This window comes from Agromyces sp. GXQ0307 (assembly GCF_044769845.1).
Taxonomy (GTDB): Bacteria; Actinomycetota; Actinomycetes; order Actinomycetales; family Microbacteriaceae; genus Agromyces.
The window spans coordinates 445,441-464,129 of sequence record NZ_JBIZVY010000003.1; the positions used below are offsets into that span (position 1 = coordinate 445,441).

The 18,689-nt window shown below is 71.5% G+C and carries 15 protein-coding genes and 2 tRNA genes; 5 read left to right on the plus strand and 12 right to left on the minus strand.

Annotated features, from left to right (window positions below; all coding sequences use genetic code 11):
* Positions 1-32: 32 nt before the first annotated feature.
* From clpX to ACIQH8_RS12150, 6 genes are all read right to left on the minus strand, one after another.
* Positions 33-1,310 (minus strand): ATP-dependent Clp protease ATP-binding subunit ClpX, encoded by a 1,278-nt coding sequence (gene clpX / locus ACIQH8_RS12125; protein ID WP_400998930.1) that lies wholly within the window; start codon positions 1,308-1,310, stop codon positions 33-35.
* A gap of 137 nt (positions 1,311-1,447) precedes the next feature.
* Positions 1,448-2,119, minus strand: coding sequence for an ATP-dependent Clp protease proteolytic subunit (locus ACIQH8_RS12130; protein ID WP_400998933.1), 672 nt, complete (start codon positions 2,117-2,119; stop codon positions 1,448-1,450).
* 19 nt (positions 2,120-2,138) lie between these two features.
* A complete protein-coding gene (locus tag ACIQH8_RS12135; protein ID WP_400999815.1) occupies positions 2,139-2,765 on the minus strand; it encodes an ATP-dependent Clp protease proteolytic subunit in 627 nt (208 codons plus the stop codon).
* Between the two features lie 64 nt (positions 2,766-2,829).
* Positions 2,830-3,336, minus strand: coding sequence for a tetratricopeptide repeat protein (locus ACIQH8_RS12140; RefSeq protein ID WP_400998935.1), 507 nt, complete (start codon positions 3,334-3,336; stop codon positions 2,830-2,832).
* Between the two features lie 93 nt (positions 3,337-3,429).
* Complete coding sequence (gene tig / locus ACIQH8_RS12145) at positions 3,430-4,902, minus strand: trigger factor (RefSeq protein WP_400998937.1); 1,473 nt, start codon at positions 4,900-4,902, stop codon at positions 3,430-3,432.
* A gap of 52 nt (positions 4,903-4,954) precedes the next feature.
* Positions 4,955-5,029: transfer RNA gene (locus ACIQH8_RS12150), tRNA-Pro, on the minus strand.
* 199 nt (positions 5,030-5,228) lie between these two features.
* On the opposite strand from ACIQH8_RS12150, the gene ACIQH8_RS12155 reads away from it, so the two are divergent.
* The 5 genes from ACIQH8_RS12155 to ACIQH8_RS12175 all read left to right on the plus strand — a co-directional run bounded on the left by ACIQH8_RS12155 (position 5,229) and on the right by ACIQH8_RS12175 (position 11,807).
* Positions 5,229-8,888 (plus strand): SCO7613 C-terminal domain-containing membrane protein, encoded by a 3,660-nt coding sequence (locus tag ACIQH8_RS12155; RefSeq protein WP_400998939.1) that lies wholly within the window; start codon positions 5,229-5,231, stop codon positions 8,886-8,888.
* A gap of 105 nt (positions 8,889-8,993) precedes the next feature.
* Positions 8,994-9,064: transfer RNA gene (locus ACIQH8_RS12160), tRNA-Gly, on the plus strand.
* 200 nt (positions 9,065-9,264) lie between these two features.
* Positions 9,265-10,353 (plus strand): hypothetical protein, encoded by a 1,089-nt coding sequence (locus tag ACIQH8_RS12165; RefSeq protein WP_400998941.1) that lies wholly within the window; start codon positions 9,265-9,267, stop codon positions 10,351-10,353.
* A 174-nt stretch (positions 10,354-10,527) separates the two neighbouring features.
* Positions 10,528-11,034 carry a Dps family protein gene (locus ACIQH8_RS12170; RefSeq protein WP_400998943.1) on the plus strand — a complete coding sequence of 169 codons (507 nt, stop codon included), beginning with the start codon at positions 10,528-10,530 and terminating at the stop codon, positions 11,032-11,034.
* 62 nt (positions 11,035-11,096) lie between these two features.
* Positions 11,097-11,807, plus strand: coding sequence for a hypothetical protein (locus ACIQH8_RS12175; RefSeq protein ID WP_400998946.1), 711 nt, complete (start codon positions 11,097-11,099; stop codon positions 11,805-11,807).
* Positions 11,808-11,829: 22 nt separating this feature from the next.
* Here ACIQH8_RS12175 and ACIQH8_RS12180 read toward each other — a convergent pair whose 3' ends face one another.
* The 6 genes from ACIQH8_RS12180 to ACIQH8_RS12205 form a co-directional block, all read right to left on the minus strand.
* Positions 11,830-12,498, minus strand: coding sequence for a response regulator (locus ACIQH8_RS12180; RefSeq protein WP_400998949.1), 669 nt, complete (start codon positions 12,496-12,498; stop codon positions 11,830-11,832).
* Positions 12,495-13,907, minus strand: coding sequence for a sensor histidine kinase (locus ACIQH8_RS12185; RefSeq protein WP_400998952.1), 1,413 nt, complete (start codon positions 13,905-13,907; stop codon positions 12,495-12,497). The genes ACIQH8_RS12180 and ACIQH8_RS12185 overlap by 4 nt, the downstream gene beginning before the upstream one ends.
* A complete protein-coding gene (locus ACIQH8_RS12190; RefSeq protein WP_400998955.1) occupies positions 13,891-15,459 on the minus strand; it encodes a multicopper oxidase family protein in 1,569 nt (522 codons plus the stop codon). Before ACIQH8_RS12190 ends, ACIQH8_RS12185 begins: the two co-directional genes overlap by 17 nt.
* A 117-nt stretch (positions 15,460-15,576) precedes the next feature.
* The gene (locus ACIQH8_RS12195) at positions 15,577-17,100 is read right to left on the minus strand and encodes an amidohydrolase (protein WP_400998957.1); all 1,524 of its coding nucleotides are present in this window, start codon (positions 17,098-17,100) and stop codon (positions 15,577-15,579) included.
* 7 nt (positions 17,101-17,107) lie between these two features.
* Positions 17,108-18,112, minus strand: coding sequence for an Fpg/Nei family DNA glycosylase (locus ACIQH8_RS12200; RefSeq protein WP_400998960.1), 1,005 nt, complete (start codon positions 18,110-18,112; stop codon positions 17,108-17,110).
* A 3-nt stretch (positions 18,113-18,115) separates the two neighbouring features.
* Positions 18,116-18,643: a ribose-5-phosphate isomerase gene (locus ACIQH8_RS12205; protein WP_400998963.1), complete on the minus strand. Its 528-nt coding sequence runs from the start codon at positions 18,641-18,643 to the stop codon at positions 18,116-18,118.
* Between the last annotated feature and the right edge of the window lie 46 nt (positions 18,644-18,689).

The following is an 18,689-nucleotide window of genomic DNA, read 5'->3' on the forward strand; positions in this document are numbered from 1 at the left end:
CTTCGCCGGGCGCTCGAGTTGCGGAACGCCGATCAGGCCGACTTCTCGGCGCGGCGCGGCTTCGACGGCACGATCGTCGGCGCGGCGTTGTCGATGACCGTCTCCTTCGTCACGACGACGCGCGCGACCCCGGTGGAGGACGGCACCTCGAACATGATCGGCCCGAGCACCTCCTCCATGATCGCGCGGAGGCCGCGGGCACCGGTCTGGCGCAGCACCGCGAGGTCGGCGATCGCCTCGAGCGCCGCGTGATCGAAGTCGAGCTGCACGCCGTCGAGCTCGAACATGCGCTGGTACTGCTTGACGAGCGCATTGCGGGGCTCGGTGAGGATCTCCATCAGCGCCGCCCGATCGAGCGGGGTCACGGTGGCGACGACGGGGAGTCTCCCGATGAACTCGGGGATCAACCCGAACTTGTGCAGGTCTTCGGGGAGGACCTCGCTGAAGAGCTCGGCCTCGTCCTGCTTGGAGTGCAGCGGCGCGCCGAAGCCGATGCCGCGCTTGCCTGCACGCGAGGAGATGATCTCCTCCAGTCCGGCGAACGCACCGGCCACGATGAAGAGGACGTTCGTGGTGTCGATCTGGATGAACTCCTGGTGCGGGTGCTTGCGCCCGCCCTGGGGCGGAACGGAGGCGACCGTGCCCTCGAGGATCTTCAGGAGTGCCTGCTGCACGCCCTCGCCCGAGACGTCGCGCGTGATCGACGGGTTCTCGGCCTTCCGCGCGATCTTGTCGACCTCGTCGATGTAGATGATGCCGGTCTCGGCGCGCTTGACGTCGTAGTCGGCCGCCTGGATGAGCTTCAGCAGGATGTTCTCGACGTCTTCGCCGACGTAGCCGGCCTCGGTGAGCGCCGTGGCATCCGCCACCGCGAACGGCACGTTCAGCTGCTTCGCGAGCGTCTGGGCGAGATAGGTCTTGCCGCAGCCGGTGGGGCCGATGAGGAGGATGTTCGACTTCGCGATCTCGACGTCGTCGTGCGCGCGTTCGGCAGGCGTGATCGCGGCTTTCGCGCGGACGCGCTTGTAGTGGTTGTAGACGGCGACGGCGAGGGCGCGCTTGGCGGCATCCTGCCCGATCACGTACTCCTCGAGGAACGCGAAGATCTCCTTCGGCTTCGGAAGTTCGAACTCGCCGGACTCGGGCTCGCCCGCCTCGGCGAGCCGCTCCTCGATGATCTCGTTGCACAGTTCGACGCACTCGTCGCAGATGTACACGCCCGGGCCGGCGATGAGCTGCTGCACCTGCTTCTGGCTCTTCCCGCAGAAGGAGCACTTCAAGAGGTCCGCACTCTCCCCGATGCGTGCCATCGCTTCCTCCCTCGAACCGAGTCTGTTCCGAGCCTAGCCCGACGCGGGCCGCTGGGAGCCGATCCGCCGCGGTTTGGCGGAAACGACATGGCGAGGGGCGGATGCGACATGCACCCGCCCCTCGGATCCGTTCCGAGCTACCGGCTCAGCGCAGGCAGCGTCTTGCGCGAAGTCAGCACCTGGTCGATGAGGCCGTATTCGCGGGCCTCCTCGGCCGACAGGATCTTGTCGCGATCGATGTCGGCGTTCACCTGCCCCATGGTGCGGTTGGAGTGGCGCGACAGCGTCTCCTCCAGCCAGGTGCGCATTCGCAGGATCTCAGCCGCCTGGATCTCGATGTCGGATGCCTGACCGTGGCCGGCCTCGCCCATCGCGGGCTGGTGGATCAGCACGCGCGCGTTCGGCAGCGCGAGACGACGACCGGGCGTGCCCGCCGCGGCGATGACCGCTGCGGCCGACGCGGCCTGGCCGAGCACGACGGTCTGGATCTGCGGCCGGATGTACTGCATCGTGTCGTAGATCGCCGTCATGGCCGTGAAGGAGCCGCCGGGCGAGTTGATGTACATCATGATGTCCCGGTCGGGGTCCATCGACTCGAGCACCAGCAGCTGGGCCATGATGTCGTCGGCCGACGCGTCGTCGACCTGCACGCCGAGGAAGATGATCCGGTCCTCGAACAGCTTCGCGTACGGGTCCTGACGCTTGTACCCGTAGGCCGTGCGCTCCTCGAAGCTCGGCAGGATGTACCGCGAGCCCGGGGCCTGCACACCGCCCGAGAAGGCGGTGCCGCCGAAAGCGGGGATGTTCATGCTCACTGTCTCTCTCTTCCTAGGCCTGGGTCCCGCCGCCGCCCGACACGTCGAGCGCCGACTCGCGGATGTGGTCGACGAAGCCGTACTCGAGCGCCTCCTGCGCGGAGAACCAGCGGTCGCGGTCGCCGTCGCGGTTGATCTGCTCGACCGTCTTGCCGGTCTGCGCCGCCGTGATCTCGGCCAGTCGCTTCTTCATGTCGAGGATGAGCTGCGCCTGCGTCTGGATGTCGCTCGCGGTGCCGCCGAAGCCGCCGTGCGGCTGGTGGAGCAGCACGCGCGCGTTCGGGGTGATGTAGCGCTTGCCCTTCGTACCGGCCGTGAGGAGCAGCTGCCCCATCGAGGCCGCCATGCCGATGCCGACCGTGACGATGTCGTTCGGGACGAACTGCATGGTGTCGTAGATCGCCATGCCCGCCGTGATCGAGCCGCCGGGTGAGTTGATGTAGAGGTAGATGTCCTTCTTCGGGTCCTCGGCGGCGAGGAGCAGCAGCTTCGCGGCGATCTCGTTCGCGTTGTCGTCGCGCACCTCGGAGCCGAGCCAGATGATGCGGTCCTTCAGCAGTCGATCGAACACACTGGGCTGCAGTGTCGGTTCGGCCATGGATTTCGCTCCGTTCCGTTGCGTCGTTGATCTCGAATCTATCCGGTGCAACACGCGCGAACCGGGCTGTTCGCCGTCGGCGGATGCCGCGCCGCGGTCGAGCCCGTCAGGCGCCGGTCCGCGGCGCGCCGGCCGGCGGCGCGACGAGTTCGCGGGCATAGCCTTCGACCGCGCGACGGTACTGCGTCAGGTGCGGGGCGAGCGCGATGAGGGCGACGGATGCCGCGGCATCCTCGTCGCCCATCGAGGCGAGCGCCAGGGCGCGGAAGGCGGCCACCGCGTCGGCGAGGTCGCCCGCGTCGCCGGCGACCTCATCGAGCAGGGCGAGCGACTCCCCCGGGCGGCCGAGGTTCCGGATCGTCGAGGCGAGCTGGATGTGCGCCTCGACACGGGCCCGCCCCGACAGTCCGAGCTCGAGCGCACGCCGGTAGCGTGGCTCGGCCTCCTCCTCGAGGCCCGCCGAGTCGCGGGCGCCCGCGGCCTCGAACGGCCCTCGCGGGTCGTCGTCGGGGAGTTCGGCGGCGAGCGCGTCGATCCGCACGATCACCTCGTGCTCGCCCAGCTCGGATGCCGCGTCCCAGATCTCGTCGACGCGGCGCTGCCAGTCGTCCAACGTCTCCTCCTCATCTCCTCGTCGCGTCGACTCGCCCGGAAGACGACGACGGGGCCGGGCATGCCTGCCCGACCCCGTCGCCTCGACCGTCGACTACTCGGCGTCGGCCTTCTTGGTGGTGCGCTTGCGCGCCGGCTTCTTCTCGTCGGCGGGAGCCTCGTCGGCGGCCTCAGCCGGAGCCTCCTCGGCGGCCTTCTTGGTCGACCGCTTGCGCGCCGGCTTCTTCTCGGCGGGAGCCTCCTCGGCGGCGGCCTCGGCCGGAGCCTCGTCGGCGGCCTCGTCGTCGCCTGCGACGGCGGTGAACTCGGACAGGTCCACGGCGTTGCCCGCGGCATCCGCCACCTTCGCCTTGCCGAGCGCGATCGCGAGCGCCTTGTTGCGCGCGACCTCGCCGACCATGGCGGGGATCTGGCCGTTCTGGCTCAGGATCTGCACGAACTCGTTCGGGTCCATGCCGTACTGCGCGGCGCCCTGCACGAGGTACTGGGTGAGCTCCTCCTGGCTGACCTGGACCTTCTCCGCCTCGGCGATCGCGTCGAGGACGATCTGGGTCTTGAAGGCCTTGGTGCTCGCCTCGGTGACCTCGGCGCGGTGCTCGTCGTCCTCGAGGCGACCCTCGGACTCGAGGTGACGGTGCACCTCGTCCTCGATGACGCTGTCGGCCACCGGAACCTCGACGAGCTCGAGGAGCTTGTCGACGAGGAGGTCGCGCGCCTGGGTGCCCTGGCCGAACGACTTGTTCTTCGCGACCTGCTCCTTCAGGCTCGCGGTCAGCTCGTCGAGCGTGTCGAACTCGCTCGCGATCTGCGCGAAGTCGTCGTCGGCCGCGGGGAGCTCGCGCTCCTTGACCGCCGTGACGGTGACGGTGATCTCGGCGGTCTCGCCCTCGTGGTCGCCGCCGAGCAGCTTGGACGAGAAGGTGGTGGTCTCGCCGGCGGTGAGCGAATCGAGCGCCTCGTCGATGCCCTCGAGCAGCTCACCGGAGCCGAGCTCGTACGACACGCCGCTGGCGGTGTCGACCTCGGCCTCGTCGATCTTCGCGACGAGGTCGAGCGTCACGAAGTCGCCGGTCTTGGCCGGTCGGTCGACGGTGATCAGGGTGCCGAAACGGCTGCGGAGCCGCTCGAGCTCTGCGTCGACCTCGTCGTCGGCGACCTCGACCGAGTCCACGGTCACCTCGAGGCCCGCGTAGTCGGGCAGCTCGATCTCGGGGCGGACGTCGACCTCGATCGACAGCAGCAGGTCGCCCGAGAAGTCCTTCTCGTTCGGCCACTCGACGATGTCGGCCGAGGGACGGCCGAGCGGACGCAGCTCGTGCTCGGTGACGGCGGCGCGGTAGAAGCTGTCGAGCCCTTCGTTGACCGCGTGCTCGAGGACGGCGGCCTTGCCGACGCGCTGGTCGATGACGGGCGCGGGGACCTTGCCCTTGCGGAAGCCGGGAACGTTGATCTGCTCGGCGATGTGCTCGTAGGCGTGGGCGATGCTGGGCTTCAGCTCCTCGGGCGTCACCGAGATGGTGAGCTTGGCGCGCGTCGGGCTCAGCTTCTCAACCGAAGTGGTCGGCATGGGGAAGTCTCTCCTGTTTGGTGGAAGTACGTGGTCGAGCCGATGCGACTCGTCGGGGCGACAGGATTCGAACCTGCGACCTCCCGCTCCCAAAGCGGGCGCTCTAGCCAAGCTGAGCTACGCCCCGAGTCGCCGGCTTGACTCGCCGGTCCTGCGCGTCGGCACGCCGAAGCACGTCGAAGCGCGGAATGGACCCGGGAAAGTCTACTGCACGAGCCGTGGTGCACCCGAAGCGCGAGGCCCGAGCCGTCCGCGAGCGTTGTGGAGAACTCGCTCAGTGCAGTCCCCTATGGTGCCCGCTTCCCCCGCGATGCCAGAGTGTGGCCATGACCGACCCGTCGCGCCCCCTTGCGCCCGACCTGCGTCGATGGCCGAGCGACCCCGCTCAGTTCACCGACACCACGCTCTGTCCCGGCTGCTTCTCGCGCCTCCTCGGCGCCGCCTGCGGAATGTGCGGGCTTCGACTCGATGTCGCCGCCGCGGCCGACCTGCTCGCGGCAGGCGTGCGCGTCCGCGATGCGGAGTCCGATCGGCAGTCGATCATCACGCGGATGCGCGCCGAGCAGTCTGCGCCCGCCCCGGCGAGCGCCACGACCCGCGCCGTCTCCTCCATCGAGGTGCCGATCGCACCGCCTGCGCCGACCGCACCGCGGCGCGCCATCCCGGGAAGCTCCGAGCCCGCCAGGGAACCGATCGCCGCGGCCCCGGAGGCTCCTCGCCGGTCCGGCGTCCAGCTGCTGCTGCTCACGCTCGGGGTCGTACTCCTCTCGGTCGCCGCGATGGTCTTCCTCTTCTTCGCGTTCGTCGTCGCCGACCTCGAGATGCGTTCGCTCATCACCGCTGTCGTCAGCGTGATCGTCCTGGCCCTCGCGTGGTTCCTGCGCGCGCGCCGGCTCCCCGGCACGGCTGAGGGGGTGTCGGCCGTCGCTGCGGTACTGCTCGTCCTCGATGCCTGGATCGTCCAGGCGAACGGCCTCTTCCGGGCCGACCGCCTCGATGCGGCGGCCTACTGGGGCGTGGCGCTGCTCGTCGTCGCCGCGGTCCTCACCGGAGCCGCGTTCATCACCCGCCTGCGTCTTCCGAGACTCGCCGCATCGGCGCTCGCCCCGGCGGGCGCGTTCATCGCCGCCGTCGCCGTCGCACCCGACGACGAGATCGCCACCGGACTGTGGCTGGGAGGGATGGCGCTCGCCCTCATCGGCGCGGCATCCCGGTTCATCCGATCCGGCGCGGAGCGGACCATCGTGCGCACCCTCGGCTTCGCCGGCGGGGGGATCGCACTCGCGTCCGCCGCATGGTCGCTCCCTACGGTCGGGTTCGGGACCATGTGGTCCTTCCTCGCGGTCGCGGCGGCGTGGATCGTGGTCCTCGTCTCGATGCCGTCGTCTGCGACCGGCCCGAGCGGATGGCGGGTGCTCTCCTCAGTCGCAGTGGGCCTCGCCATCCCGCTCGCATTCGTCCTCGAGGTCGCGCTCGACCGAGAGCCCGAGACGTCCGTCTGGCTCGCACCGGGCCTCGCGGCACTCGTGGCCTGCACCCTCGCGGCGGTGACGAAGATCCGCCCCCTGCGCCGGGACGCGCTCCCCGCACTGCTCACGGCGTGCACGATCGCGGTCATCGCGACGCTCCCGGCGCTCGTCGTCGCGCTGGGCGGCCTGGAAGCGCTGGTGGCGGACGCGTCATGGTCGCGTGCGCCCGGCTCGACCGCGGCGCGAGACCTGCCGGCCGAGGCCTGGAGCGCCGTGCTCGCACTCGGGATCGCAACCCTCGCCCTCGTGGTCGTCCTCGCGCTGACCGGCCGACTGCGCCGCCTCGCCGCGATCGCACTCGCGACCGGACTCGCGACCGCACTCGCCGCCTCGCTGGTCATGCCGACCGTGGCCTGGGCGACGACTGCGCTCCTCGTCGTCGCCGCGACGTCGCTCGCGGCCGCCTCGATCCCCGCGGTGGGGCGACTGGCGGGCGCGATCCCCGTCCTCGCGGCCGGCGGTATCCCTGCCGCCGCGGGCGCATGGCTGGTCGCGAATGCCGGGACGAGCCTCTGGTGGTGGGCGGTGCCGTCGGTGTTCGCTCTGACGATCGCGGGGCGCCTCCTCGCCGATCGGGTGACCCGGGCCGCCGCGCCGACGGCCCGGGTCCTCCACGTGCTCGCGGCGTCCCTCGTCGCGCTGCTCGCGGCGGTGGCCTACCCGAGCCGGGCCGTCGACTCCGGCGTGCCGGTCCCGACGCCGTGGGACGAACCCGCCTTCCTCGCCGCCGTGGTCGCGACGCTCGCGCTCGGGGTGCTCGCCGCCGCGCGCCGACTCCCGCGCGACGATCGCCTCACCGCCGGAGCGGCACTGTTCGCCGGTGCGATGATCGGGACGACCTGGCTCGCGGTGACCGGCTTCGCGCCGTGGGCGTGGGCTCCGGCGATCGCGCTCGTCGCGGTCGGACTCGTCTGGGTCCGCTCGGACCTCCGGCCCATGAGGGTGCTGTTCGCCGGGGGCGTCCCGCTGGCTGCGGTGTTCGCGGGTGCGGGCCTGAGCGCGGAACTCGACGGCGGGAACGTCGCGATCGGAATCGCGGCCGGCGTGCTCGCGGCCGTCGGCGTCTCGCTTGTCGTAGTGCCGGCGGAGCCGCTCCTCAGGCGGGCTTCCGGGATCGTCGCCGGTGCACTCACCGTGGTCGCCGCCGTCGTCGGCGTATCGGGCTCCGCTCCACCCGACGAGGCCTGGCTGGTCCTCCTCCTTCTGACCCCGGTGCCGGTGCTCATCGCCACGCTGTTCGGGGATCCGATCGCGGGCCCGTCGCCTTCGGCGCACGCGTCGTGGGGATCGCTCGTACTCGGCATCGGGACCGTCTGGACGTGGACGAGCGATCGCGGTGTCGACGACGTCGAGCCGTACACGCTCCCGCTCGCTGGCTTCCTGCTGGCAGCGGCGGGACTGCTGATCTGGAGGCGAGCCGTGCCCGACTCGACTGCCGCAGGGCGCACGGCGCTCCTCTGCGCGGCGGCAGCCGTGGCCGTCCTGCCGAGCGTCGCCCTGGCGGGCGGGTCCGAGCTGCGAACGCTCGTGCTCGTCACGACGGGCGCCGTGCTCGTGATCGCCGGGAGCTTCACCCCCGACCTCGCGCGCGGCGTTCCCATCCGCATGCTCGTCGTCGGCACCGGATGGGTTGCTGCGACGGGCGCGGCGCTCGTTCGGGGCTCGGCGATCGCCACGGGCCGCCCCGGCGACCTCCCGGTCGAGTTCTGGCCGGTGATCGCCCTTTCGATCGGAGTCGTGGCGAGCCTGCTGTGGGTTCGCGACCGGGTCGAACCGACCGGCCTCGCCGAGGCCGCGCTCGCGGCGTCGCTGACGGCTGCCGCGGCACCGACCACGCTCGCGATCGTGCGCGGTCTCGATGCCGATGCCCGCGTTCCGGCGCTCCTGCTCGTCGTCGGAGCCGCGCACGTGCTCAGCACGGCCGTCCGAGCGCGACCATTCGCGGGGCCCGTGCTCGGCTGGACCAGTCTGGCCGTGGCCCTGATGGCCGGCGGACTCGCGCTCGGCTCCGGCGCGGTCGATCCCTTCGATCTGGTGACCGTGCCGATCGGCGCGACACTGGTCGCCGCCGGGGCGATCCGCCTCCGTCGTTCACCCGACCAGCACAGCTGGCCCACGCTCGGCCCCGGTCTCGCGGTGCTCCTCGTCCCCGCGCTCATCGCGGATTGGACCGATCCGGTGCTCTGGCGCCTCGTCGCGCTCGGAGTGGCCGCGCTCGTGGCCGTCGTCGCCGGCGCGCTGTTCCGTCTGCAGGCGCCGCTGCTGCTCGGCGCCGGCGTTCTGCTCGTCCACGCCGTCGCGCAGCTCTGGCCGTGGATCACGCGACTGTACGAGGCGGTCTGGTGGTGGCTGTGGCTCGGGATCGCCGGCGCACTGCTCATCGCGATCGCCGCGACGTACGAGCGGCAGATGCGCCTGGCACGCGGCGTGCTGCGCGGCATCGCGGCGCTGCGCTGAACGGCGGACGGTGCCGAAGCCTCGGGCTGACGCGGACGCCCCCGTCGTGCACGACCACGGGCCTGCCGACGTGTACGATGATCGGGTGCCCGCGTTCGGGTGCTCGGGGATGTAGCTCAATGGTAGAGCCTCAGTCTTCCAAACTGATGGTGCGGGTTCGATTCCCGTCATCCCCTCCGTGTGCGATGTGGTGATGTCTCGGGACATCGTGACCGGCTGAACCCGCGAATTTCGCACGTTGAGGCGCTCAGTCGAACGACCGAAGCTCGGCGTTCCCACATGAGCACACAGGCAATACGATCGGCCCGTGACATCGCAGGCGCGAACGGGACGCGATCGGGCACTTCCCGCTCGTGGGGGTACCCGGCTGGCTCCCTTGGACTGGGCACGCTCACTCGCGATCATCCTCGCGCTCTTCTCCCACGTCATGATCAGCACGAGTGGCTGGTCCCTGCTCCAAGTGGAACACCCGGACGCCTATCTCGTCCTGCGCTCGTTCACCCGCACGGCGACGCCCATGTTCATCATCCTCGCGGGGGCGGCGGTGGAACTGCACTACGTGCGCACCTGGCGAGCCGACCCCGCCGTCGGCAGGGCGCGGCTGTTGCGGCAGAGCCTCAGGTGCGCCATCGCCCTCTTCGTCATCGGAGTCGCTGCAGTGATCGGAGGCGCGATGAGCGTCGAGGATCTCCTGTGGTCGCTCGTCGGAGTCAGGGCTGTGCCCAACGCCGAGATCTTCGTCTTCTACGTCGTGTTCTTCCTGCTCGCCGTCCCGCTCGTGGCGTTCCGGATCAAGTTCGGACTGGTCGCGACGCTCCTGCTGTCGAGCGCGTGGTGGGTGGTCGCCGAGTTGGTGCCCGCACCCCCTGAGGGCTCGCCCCGGCTGGCGCTCTCACGGATCTTCGGGTTCGGGGACGTCTACGGCCCGAGCGTCTTCCACGCGATCATGCTCGCCGTCGTCGGAATGGTCTTCGCCGAGGCGATCCGAAACCGCGACGCCGGAAGCCTCGTCCGGCGTTGGGGGCTCTTCGCAGGGTGCGTCGCCGCCGCTGCCCTCGTCGTCGGCGTGCTCATCGCACGACACGGCCTACGCCCCGTCTTGGGGGCGTACGTGACCGCCGCCGAATACCGCTTCACGAATCATCCGGGGTACTACGCGATCGGCCTGATCCTGACCTGCGCGGTCCTGGCCGTGGGCTTCCTCGTCTGGCGCATCCGCTTCCGGTCTCGCCCACTCGCTGCCGGCCCGTTCGGCGGCGACTCGCTCATCGCCTTCACCGTCGGCAACGCTGCAATCAACCTTGCGAATCCGCTGTTCCCGACTGGGAGCCTGAGCGTGGCGTTCGCCAGTGCGGCGATCGTGATCCTCGCGACCTGGGTGTTCGTCGTCGCCCTCCGAAGGTGGCGCCCGAAGCAACGCGCGCCGCTGGAAGCGGGAGCGGAGACCGCGACGCCGACCCGGTGACGAGCCGGCGCTCGCACCGTCCGCGCATGAGCAGGAGCGTGAGCGCGGCCGCCGAGGCTGACGCGCCGAAGCACCCGGGAAGTCAAGCCCCTGCGAGTCCGCGGGGAATCCCGCGACATCGAGGCGCGTTGGCCCTACCGTGGCATCCGTACGGAACGAGTGGAAGGGGACCACATGACCGACTCGAAGACCGCATCGAAGTCCACCAAGGCGCCGATGAGCGGTGCCGACCCGGAGGTCGCCTCGGGCGTCTCGCAGTTCTTCACGCCGCTCGTGCACGAGCTCACCGTGCTCGCGATCAACGGCAAGCAGGCGCACTGGAACGTGCGCGGCCGCGACTTCCTCGAGGTGCACGAGTTCCTCGACACGGTCGTCGACCACGCCCAGGAATGGGCGGACCTCGCAGCTGAGCGCGTCGTCGCCCTCGGGCTGCCGATCGACGCCCGCCTCGCGACGATCGCCTCGGAGACCGAGGCGGCGAACCCGAAGGCGGGCTTCAAGCAGTCGGATGACACGATCGCCGACGTGGTCGCGCAGATCGACGTCGCCACGGCGCGCGTGAACGCCGCGATCGAGGGGCTCGAGGAGCTCGACCCGGCGAGCCAGGACGTGGCGATCGCGATCCGTCAGGGGCTCGACAAGGACCGCTGGTTCCTCGCGGCGCACGTCAGCGTGAAGTAGGAGCCGCTCGGAATCCCGCGCGACAGGGTGCGGACGAACGGGCCCGGGTGCAGAATGCCGACATGGCGGACGCACCCGGGCCCGACCCGTCTCCCGAGTCGGAGAGAGGCATTCGTGAGGCCGGTGGGCTGACCGACGCGCAGAAGTCCCTCCGAGCGCAGATGCTCGCGACCGAGCACTGGAGCCTTCTCGCCTCGCGCAGCACCACGCAGAGCGAGGTGCTCACTCGCATCGCGATCTTCTTGACACTCGTGTCGGCCGGACTCGTCACGCTCGGCGTGCTCGGCAACGCCACGCAGTTCCGCGGCTGGTTCGGTGTCGCCGCGTTGGGCGTCCTGCTCCTGCTGGTGCTCCTCGGACTCATCACCCAGCTGCGCACGTTCAACGCATCGCTCGACGACCTCATGTACGTGATCGCCATGAACCGGCTCCGCGGTGCCTACCTCGACCTCGACCCGGGCATCGCCCCATACCTGATCTCGGCGTCCGAGGACGACGAGTCGGGCGCGCACCGCACGTACTACGCGTTCGGCCCGCGGACCGGGCAGATGCTGGCGAGCTCGGCGATGATCATCACCGTCGTCGAGTCGGCGGTGATCGGCCTCTTCGTCGGCGGCGTCGTGCTCGCCGCCGCCGGACCCGTGTGGCTCACCGTGACGCTCGGCGTGATCGTCGGGGTCGGCTGGATCGCGGTGTGGACGGTGATCGGCTATCGCGGATACGTCGCCCTGTTCCGGGTCCACTCGCCCCTGCGCACCAGCCCTCCGGCGTGAGCGGCCGAGCGGACCCCGCCGGCTAGCGCCGCATCCAGGCGAGCACCGCGAGCACGCGCCGGTGGTCGGTGCCGGAGTCCTCGAGGCCGAGTTTCTGGAAGATCGCGGTGACGTTCTTCTCGACCGCGCCGACCCCGATGAACAGTTGCGACGCGATGCCGGCGTTCGTTCGGCCCTCGGCCATGAGCTCGAGCACCTCGCGCTCGCGGGGGGTGAGCGAGGCGAGCGGGTCGCCGCGGCGGGCGAGCAACTCGCGCACGACCTGCGGGTCGAGCACGGTTCCGCCGTCGCGGATGCGCTGCACCGCGTCCTGCAGGTCGTCGAGCGAGGCGACGCGATCCTTCAGGAGGTAGCCCATGCCGCCGTCCGCGGAGGAGAGGAGCTCGTGGGCGTAGGTGCCCTCGACATACTGGCTGAGCAGCAGCACGCCGGTGCCCGGGCGCCGTCGGCGGAGCTCGATCGCGGCCCGCACGCCCTCGTCGCGGAAGGTCGGCGGCATGCGCACGTCGAGCACCGCGACCTCCGGCGCCGTCGTCTCGAGGTCGTCGAGGAGCGCCTCGGCATCGCCGTAGGCGCCGACGGTCTCGAACCCGGCCTCGTCGAAGAGCCGGACGAGTCCCTCGCGGAGGAGCATCGAGTCCTCCGCGAGGACCACGCGGATCGGTCGGGCGGGCGGTGGCGTCTGGCTCACGCGCCCACCCTATCCACCGGCGTGAAGGGGAAGTGGGCGCCGATGACGGTGGGACCGTCGGTCGGACTGTCGACGACGAGCACGCCCCCGAGACCGCGCACCCGTTCGTCGAGGCCCGCCAGTCCGTGCCCGGGCAGTGCGACCGCTCCCCCGTGGCCGTTGTCGGTCACCCAGAGATCGAGCCACAGCCCCGTCGCACCGGTGTCGCGCTGGGCGATGCGCAACCGGATGGCGCTCGCACCCGAATGCTTGGCCGCGTTCGTCAGGAGTTCGGCGGCGATGAAGTAGGCGTTGCGTTCGATGGCGGCCGGCAGGGCGGCATCCGCCGGGAGCAGCCACTCGAACTCGACCGGCACGGGGCTCCGGGCGGCGAGCGACTCGAGCGCGCTCGCGAGCCCGCGATCCTGCAGCAGCGGCGGCGCGAAGCCGCGGGAGAGCGCTCGGAGTTCGTCGAGCGTGTCGCGCGCCTGGTCGCGCGCCTCGGCGAGCAGGCCCTTCGCGGCGTCGGGATCGGCGTCGAGCTTGCGCTCGATCGCCGCGAGGTCCATCTGCAGGCGCACGAGCCGCTGCTGCGGACCGTCGTGGATGTCGCGCTCGAGGCGACGGAGCGCTGCGTCCTCGGCCTGCACTGCCGCACCGCGGGAGGCGGCGAGGTGCTGCACCTGGCGTTCGAGCGCCTCGGACCGCCAGGCGCCGAGCATGCCGCGCCCGATCGCGTCGTGCATCCACGTGAGTCCGGCCGTCACGAGCGGCAGTGTGAGCAAGAACGCCACGCCGAGCACGAACTGCGCGATCACCTCGATCGCGAGCGGGTCGAGGGCGACGGCAGCGGAACCGCCGGGCCAGACCCGGTCCAGGGCCCACTCGACCGGCCACACGTCACGCGAGCCCTGCGGGAGGAAGATCGCCCAGATCCAGTACGTCACGCCGCCGAGCGCGATCGAGAGCCACACGACGGTCACGGTCCAGCTGAACAGCGACACGATCGGGGCGACGACCATGCCGTGCAGCAGGTACAGCCAGTAGTGGCCGTCCACGAACGGGGCGAAGAACGCCCGCCAGGGGCCCTCGCCGACGGGGGCCGCGGCGTCCCACCGCGGGCGACGGATGGCGCGCCGCCCCGCCCAGCCGAGGCGCACGAGTTCGAACGTGCCGAACCCGCGGGCGGTGTAGAGCGAAGCGACGACGATGACGAGTCCGACGACGACCACGAGCAGGCTCACGCCGGTCGAGAACAGCGTCACGAGCGTGACGAAGGCGACGAGCGCGACGGGGAATCCGAGCAGCAGGTAGCCGAGCTCGCGCGGCAGCCCGGCCCAGAGGCGTCCGTAACCGCGGCGCCGGGGGGCGGCATCCGTCGTCGCCGGCGCGGTCGGGCCGGTCGCAGCGGGGTCAATGAGCGTGGTCATGGTTCGTCTCCTCGGTCATGGTCGCACGCTGACCGGGTCCGACGACCACGAACTGGCCCATCATCCCCCGGTCTTCGTGCTGCAGCAGGTGGCAGTGGTACATGTACGGCGTGTCCGGGTCGGCGTAGTCCTCGAATCGGAGGATCAGCTCGTAGCGGCTCCCGGGGCGGGCGAGGATCGTGTCCTTCCACCCGGCGAGCTCAGCGGGCGGCGGCGCGTCGTCGATCGCGGCGATCCGGAACTGCACGTCGTGCACGTGGAAGCTGTGCGGCATCTCGCTGACGTTCTCCACGACCCAGCGCTCGGTGGTGTCGACCGTGACGGTCTCGTCGACGTGGTCCATGCGCATCGTCGCGCCGTTGATCTCGAACCCGTCGAGCCGGAAGGCGCGCGTCGTCGCGATGTCGTCCTCGTCGATCTCCGGCAGCACCGCGAGCCGCTCGGGCAGGTCGGGCGCGGGATCGAGCCTGTCGGCCGCGCGCAACTCGAGCACGTCGAACGCGTCGGTCGCACCGTTCATCGCCGCGATGGGCGGCATGAGGCCCGCTGCGTCGGGGGTCATCACGGACTGCAGTCGCAGCTGCTCGCCGGGCGTCATCCGCGCGAGCACCTCGGCGCGCTCGCCGGGCGAGAGCACGACGCGGTCGAGGGCGACGGATGCCTCGAGCAGCCCGCCGTCGGTGGCGATGACGTCGACCGCCCGCCCGTCCTCCCACCCGAACGCGTAGGTGCGCGCGGTCGAGGCGTTGAGGAGGCGGAGCCGCACGACCTCGTCCTCCACCACGGCGTACGGGGCGCGTGCGCCGTTGACGATGAGCTCGTCGCCCATACGGCCCGCGAAGCCGCGGGCGGAGGACTCGAGCCGGCCGTCATCCGTGAACGCGGCGTCCTGCACGATGACGGGCAGGTCGTCCACGCCGTACTCGCGCGGCAGCGGCAGCGCCGCCTCGACGTCGTCGCGGACGAGGAACATCCCCGCGAGGCCCCGCGCGACATGCTCCTCGGTCGCGCCGTGCGGGTGCGGGTGGTACCAGAGCGTCGCGGCGGGCTGGTCGACCTTCCACTCCGGCGACCACGACGCGCCGGGCTCGACCATCTGGTGCGGCCCGCCGTCCATCTCCGCGGGAAGGTGCATGCCGTGCCAGTGCACGCTGGTCGCCTCGTCGAGGGAGTTCGTGACGTCGACGCGCACCCGCTCGCCGCGTTCGGCGACGATCGTCGGCCCGAGGTACGACCCGTCGAAGCCCCATGTCTCGCTCGGGACGCCGGGCGCGAACTCGGTCGTGCCGGTCTGCGCCACGAGCGAGACGACGCGGGTGCCGTCGGCGTCGATCCGCGTCTCGGCGAGCGGTGGCACGGGCAACGGCGTGTCGAACTCGACGTCCCCGATCGTGGAGACGGGAGTCGGGCCGACGAGCCCGCAGCCCGCGAAGGCGAGCGCGACGCCCGCCCCGACGACGATCGAGGCGGCCGCGACGGCGACGGCGAGCGGCCGGCGCGGGCGGGGTCGTGGGCGTTCACGCGAGCGAGACTGAGCGGTCCGGTGGATCATGCTTCGAGCCTCGCGGCCGATACGCGCGCGCCCCAGCCGACCGCCACCCCGATCGGCACGGGGGTTCGCCCCCGTCGGCGCGGGGGTGCACCGGAGGCGGGCTGCCGCGCAGGCGGTTCAGAGGGCGTCGTGCGTCGCGCGTCCGCCGAGCAGCGTCAGCGCCACCGGCATCCCCCGCAGTTCGTCGACGGATGCCGCGAGCGGGTCGAGCTCGACGACGGCGAGGTCGGCCGCCATCCCCTCGCGGACCTCGGCGCCGACGCCGTCGGTGGAGGCGGCGAGCGCGGCACGAGCGTCGAGGCGCTGCTCCGGATGCCACGGCTCGCGCCCTGCGCGCGAGCGCCCGACGGCCGCGGCGATCGCGATCCACGGGTCGAGGGGTGCGACGGGCGCGTCCGAGCCGAGCGCGAGTTCCACGCCCGCCGCGGCGAGGTCGCGCAGCATGAAGGCGCGATCGGTGCGCCCGGACCAGTAGAGGTCGGCGACGTCGCGGTCGTCCATGGCGTGCTCGGGCTGCACGCTCGCGACGATGCCGAGCGCGGCGAAGCGGGCCAGGTCGTCGCGACGGAGCAGCTGCGCGTGCTCGATCGTCGCGCGCCCCTGCCATCCGCCGGGCCGCACCGCCTCGAGCGCGTCGAGCGCGCGCTCGTTGGCGCGGTCGCCGATCGCGTGGACGGCGGGCACGAGTCCGATCCGCTCCGCGTGCCGGAGGTGCGGAACGAGCTCGTCGTACGGGACGTTCACGACGCCGTGCGGGTGTTGGTCGGATCCGAGACCGGGGTACGGGTCGACGCACCATGCGGTGCGCGTGTTCAGGGAACCGTCGGTGATCACCTTGTACGGGCCGACACGGACGAGTCCGGCCGTGCCGGCGACCTCGTCGCCGGAGTGCAGGCCCTCGGCTCGGGCGCGGTCGAGGTCTCGCGTGTAGATGCCGAACCGGACACGGAGCGAGTCGGCGCCGCGCGCCGCGCGGCGCGCCCAGTCGTCGCGGTTCCAGCGCATCTCGAGGTCGACCACGCCGACGACGCCCCGCGCAGCGGCCGCGCGCGACGCCTCGTCGACCCAGGCGTCGAGCACGTCGTCGGGGAGGTCGTCGAGTTCGCGGACGAGCCGGAAGCAGTCGTCCTCGCGGAGCACGCCGCTCTCCCCCGCCTGCTCGTCGAGCCCGTGGCGCCGCGCCGCAGGGCGGTTCACCCAGCAGGAGTGCAGGTCGGCGGAGACGAGTACGACGGGGACGTCGCCCGAGACCGCGTCGAGCGCGGCGATCGTCGGCGCGTCGGGCCAGAGTCCGTCGCGGTATCCGAATCCGACGACCTCGTCGGCCCCGCCGTCGACGGATGCCGCGACGAGGGCGACCGCCTCGGCCGCCGACCCGACGTCGCCGAGGTCGAGTCGCCGTGACACCATCGCCCATTGGGAGAGGTGCACGTGGCGGTCCCACAGGCCGGGGACGATCCACCGACCGCCGAGCTCGAGACGCCGGGCGCCGGGCGCCGGGGAGACGCTGCCCGCGGGTGCGACGGTGCGGACCACACCGCCGTCGAGGTGCAGGTCGACCGGCAGCGCCTCGCCGGGCAGGCGCCCGCCGGCGAGGATCATCGGCTCGCGCGAGTCGGGGATGGTCGGGTCGTCGCTCATTCCGCTCCTACGCCTGGCAGTTCGGGCACCAGTACAGCTTCCGTGCGCCCATCTCCTCGAGGACGATGTTCGTGCCGCAGACGCGGCACGGCAGTCCTTCGCGCTTGTAGACCCAGTGCCGGTCGTCGCGGTTCGACATCGCGGCGCGCCACGCCTCGCCCTCGAGGCCGTCCATGGTCATCATCTGGCCCGTCTCGACGCCGACGCGCAGGAGCCTCGCCCAGTCGTGCCAGAGCTCGCGCACGGTCTCCTCGGGCACGAGCCGGCCCGACGTGTGCGGGTTGAGTCGAGCGCGGAAGAGCAGTTCGGCGCGGTAGACGTTGCCGATGCCCGAGACGACGTTCTGGTCCATGAGCAGCAGGCCGATGGGCGTGGGCTTGCGCCGCACGACGTTCGTGAAGCGCTCCTCGGCGTCGGGGCCGTCGTCAAGCAGCGGGTCGGGGCCCATCCTGCCGACCACCGCCTCGACCTGCGCGGGGTCGAGCACCTCGCACGCGGTGGGGCCGCGCAGGTCGGCGACGACGGTGTCGGTGAGCAGGCGCACGCGGACCTGCCCGATCGGCTCGGGCGGGAAGGCCTCGAGCTCGGCGCCCTCCTTCTCCGACTCCGACATCCGCAGTCGCGTGCGGCGCGGTGCGCCGATGGAGGTGATCGAGTTCTCGCCCGCGGCGTCGAGGACGACCGCATCGGGGTTTGGGCCGTCGAGGAAGGTGCCCTTCTGGTTCGTCTGCCCCATGCGGCCGTTGGACGACGCGATCGTGGCGTCCATCAGGATGTCGCCCGCGAAGTCCCACGCGCCGTACATGCCGAGGTGGACCCGCAGCCACCGGTCTCCCTCGAAGCCGAGGAACATCTGCTTGCCGACGGCGCGCGCATCCGTCATCCGTCGCCCGTCGAGGTCTGCCGCACCCTCGGCGAAGCGGCCCTGCGGACTCGACGCGCGCACGAGGCGACCGACGAAGTTGCGCTCGAACTGACGGGTGATGCGGTGGACGGAGTGGCCCTCGGGCACCGGCTACTCCGCGGTCGCGCCGACGACGCGACCGGTCGAGCCCTCGACGTCGACGCCCTTGCCGGCGATGTCGCCCGTGGCCTCGTACTCGGCGAGCTGGCCGATGCGGCGCACGTGCCGCTCGTCGCCCGAGAACGGCTCGGCGATGAACGCGTCGATGTAGCGGATCGCCTCCTCCACCGTGTGCTGGCGGGCGCCGATCGAGATGACGTTCGCATCGTTGTGCTGGCGCGCGAGGATCGCGGTGTCCATGCTCCACACGAGGGCGGCACGGATGCCGGCGACCTTGTTCGCGGCGATCTGCTCGCCGTTGCCCGACCCGCCGAAGACCACGCCGAGCGTCTTCACGCCCGCGGCCTGATCGCGCGCCACGGCGAGCGCGGCGTTGATGCAGAAGGCCGGGTAGTCGTCGAGCGCGTCGTACTCGGCGGGCCCGTGGTCGACGACCTCGTGCCCGCCGTTGGTGAGGTGCGCCTGGAGCGTCCGGCTGAACTCGAGGCCGGCGTGATCGGTCGCGATGTGGATGCGCATGCGCCAAGTCTAGGGATCGCGGGCCCCCTCCCGGGCCGGATGCGGC

Bases quoted from the DNA above. Each gene is read 5' to 3' on its own strand.
- ACIQH8_RS12175 (WP_400998946.1), top strand. From the start codon at position 11,097: ATGGCGGACGCACCCGGGCCCGACCCGTCTCCCGAGTCGGAGAGAGGC.
- ACIQH8_RS12195 (WP_400998957.1), bottom strand. From the start codon at position 17,100: ATGAGCGACGACCCGACCATCCCCGACTCGCGCGAGCCGATGATCCTC.
- ACIQH8_RS12130 (WP_400998933.1), bottom strand. From the start codon at position 2,119: ATGAACATCCCCGCTTTCGGCGGCACCGCCTTCTCGGGCGGTGTGCAG.
- ACIQH8_RS12155 (WP_400998939.1), top strand. From the start codon at position 5,229: ATGACCGACCCGTCGCGCCCCCTTGCGCCCGACCTGCGTCGATGGCCG.
- clpX (WP_400998930.1), bottom strand. From the start codon at position 1,310: ATGGCACGCATCGGGGAGAGTGCGGACCTCTTGAAGTGCTCCTTCTGC.
- ACIQH8_RS12205 (WP_400998963.1), bottom strand. From the start codon at position 18,643: ATGCGCATCCACATCGCGACCGATCACGCCGGCCTCGAGTTCAGCCGG.
- ACIQH8_RS12185 (WP_400998952.1), bottom strand. From the start codon at position 13,907: ATGACCACGCTCATTGACCCCGCTGCGACCGGCCCGACCGCGCCGGCG.
- ACIQH8_RS12170 (WP_400998943.1), top strand. From the start codon at position 10,528: ATGACCGACTCGAAGACCGCATCGAAGTCCACCAAGGCGCCGATGAGC.
- ACIQH8_RS12190 (WP_400998955.1), bottom strand. From the start codon at position 15,459: ATGATCCACCGGACCGCTCAGTCTCGCTCGCGTGAACGCCCACGACCC.
- tig (WP_400998937.1), bottom strand. From the start codon at position 4,902: ATGCCGACCACTTCGGTTGAGAAGCTGAGCCCGACGCGCGCCAAGCTC.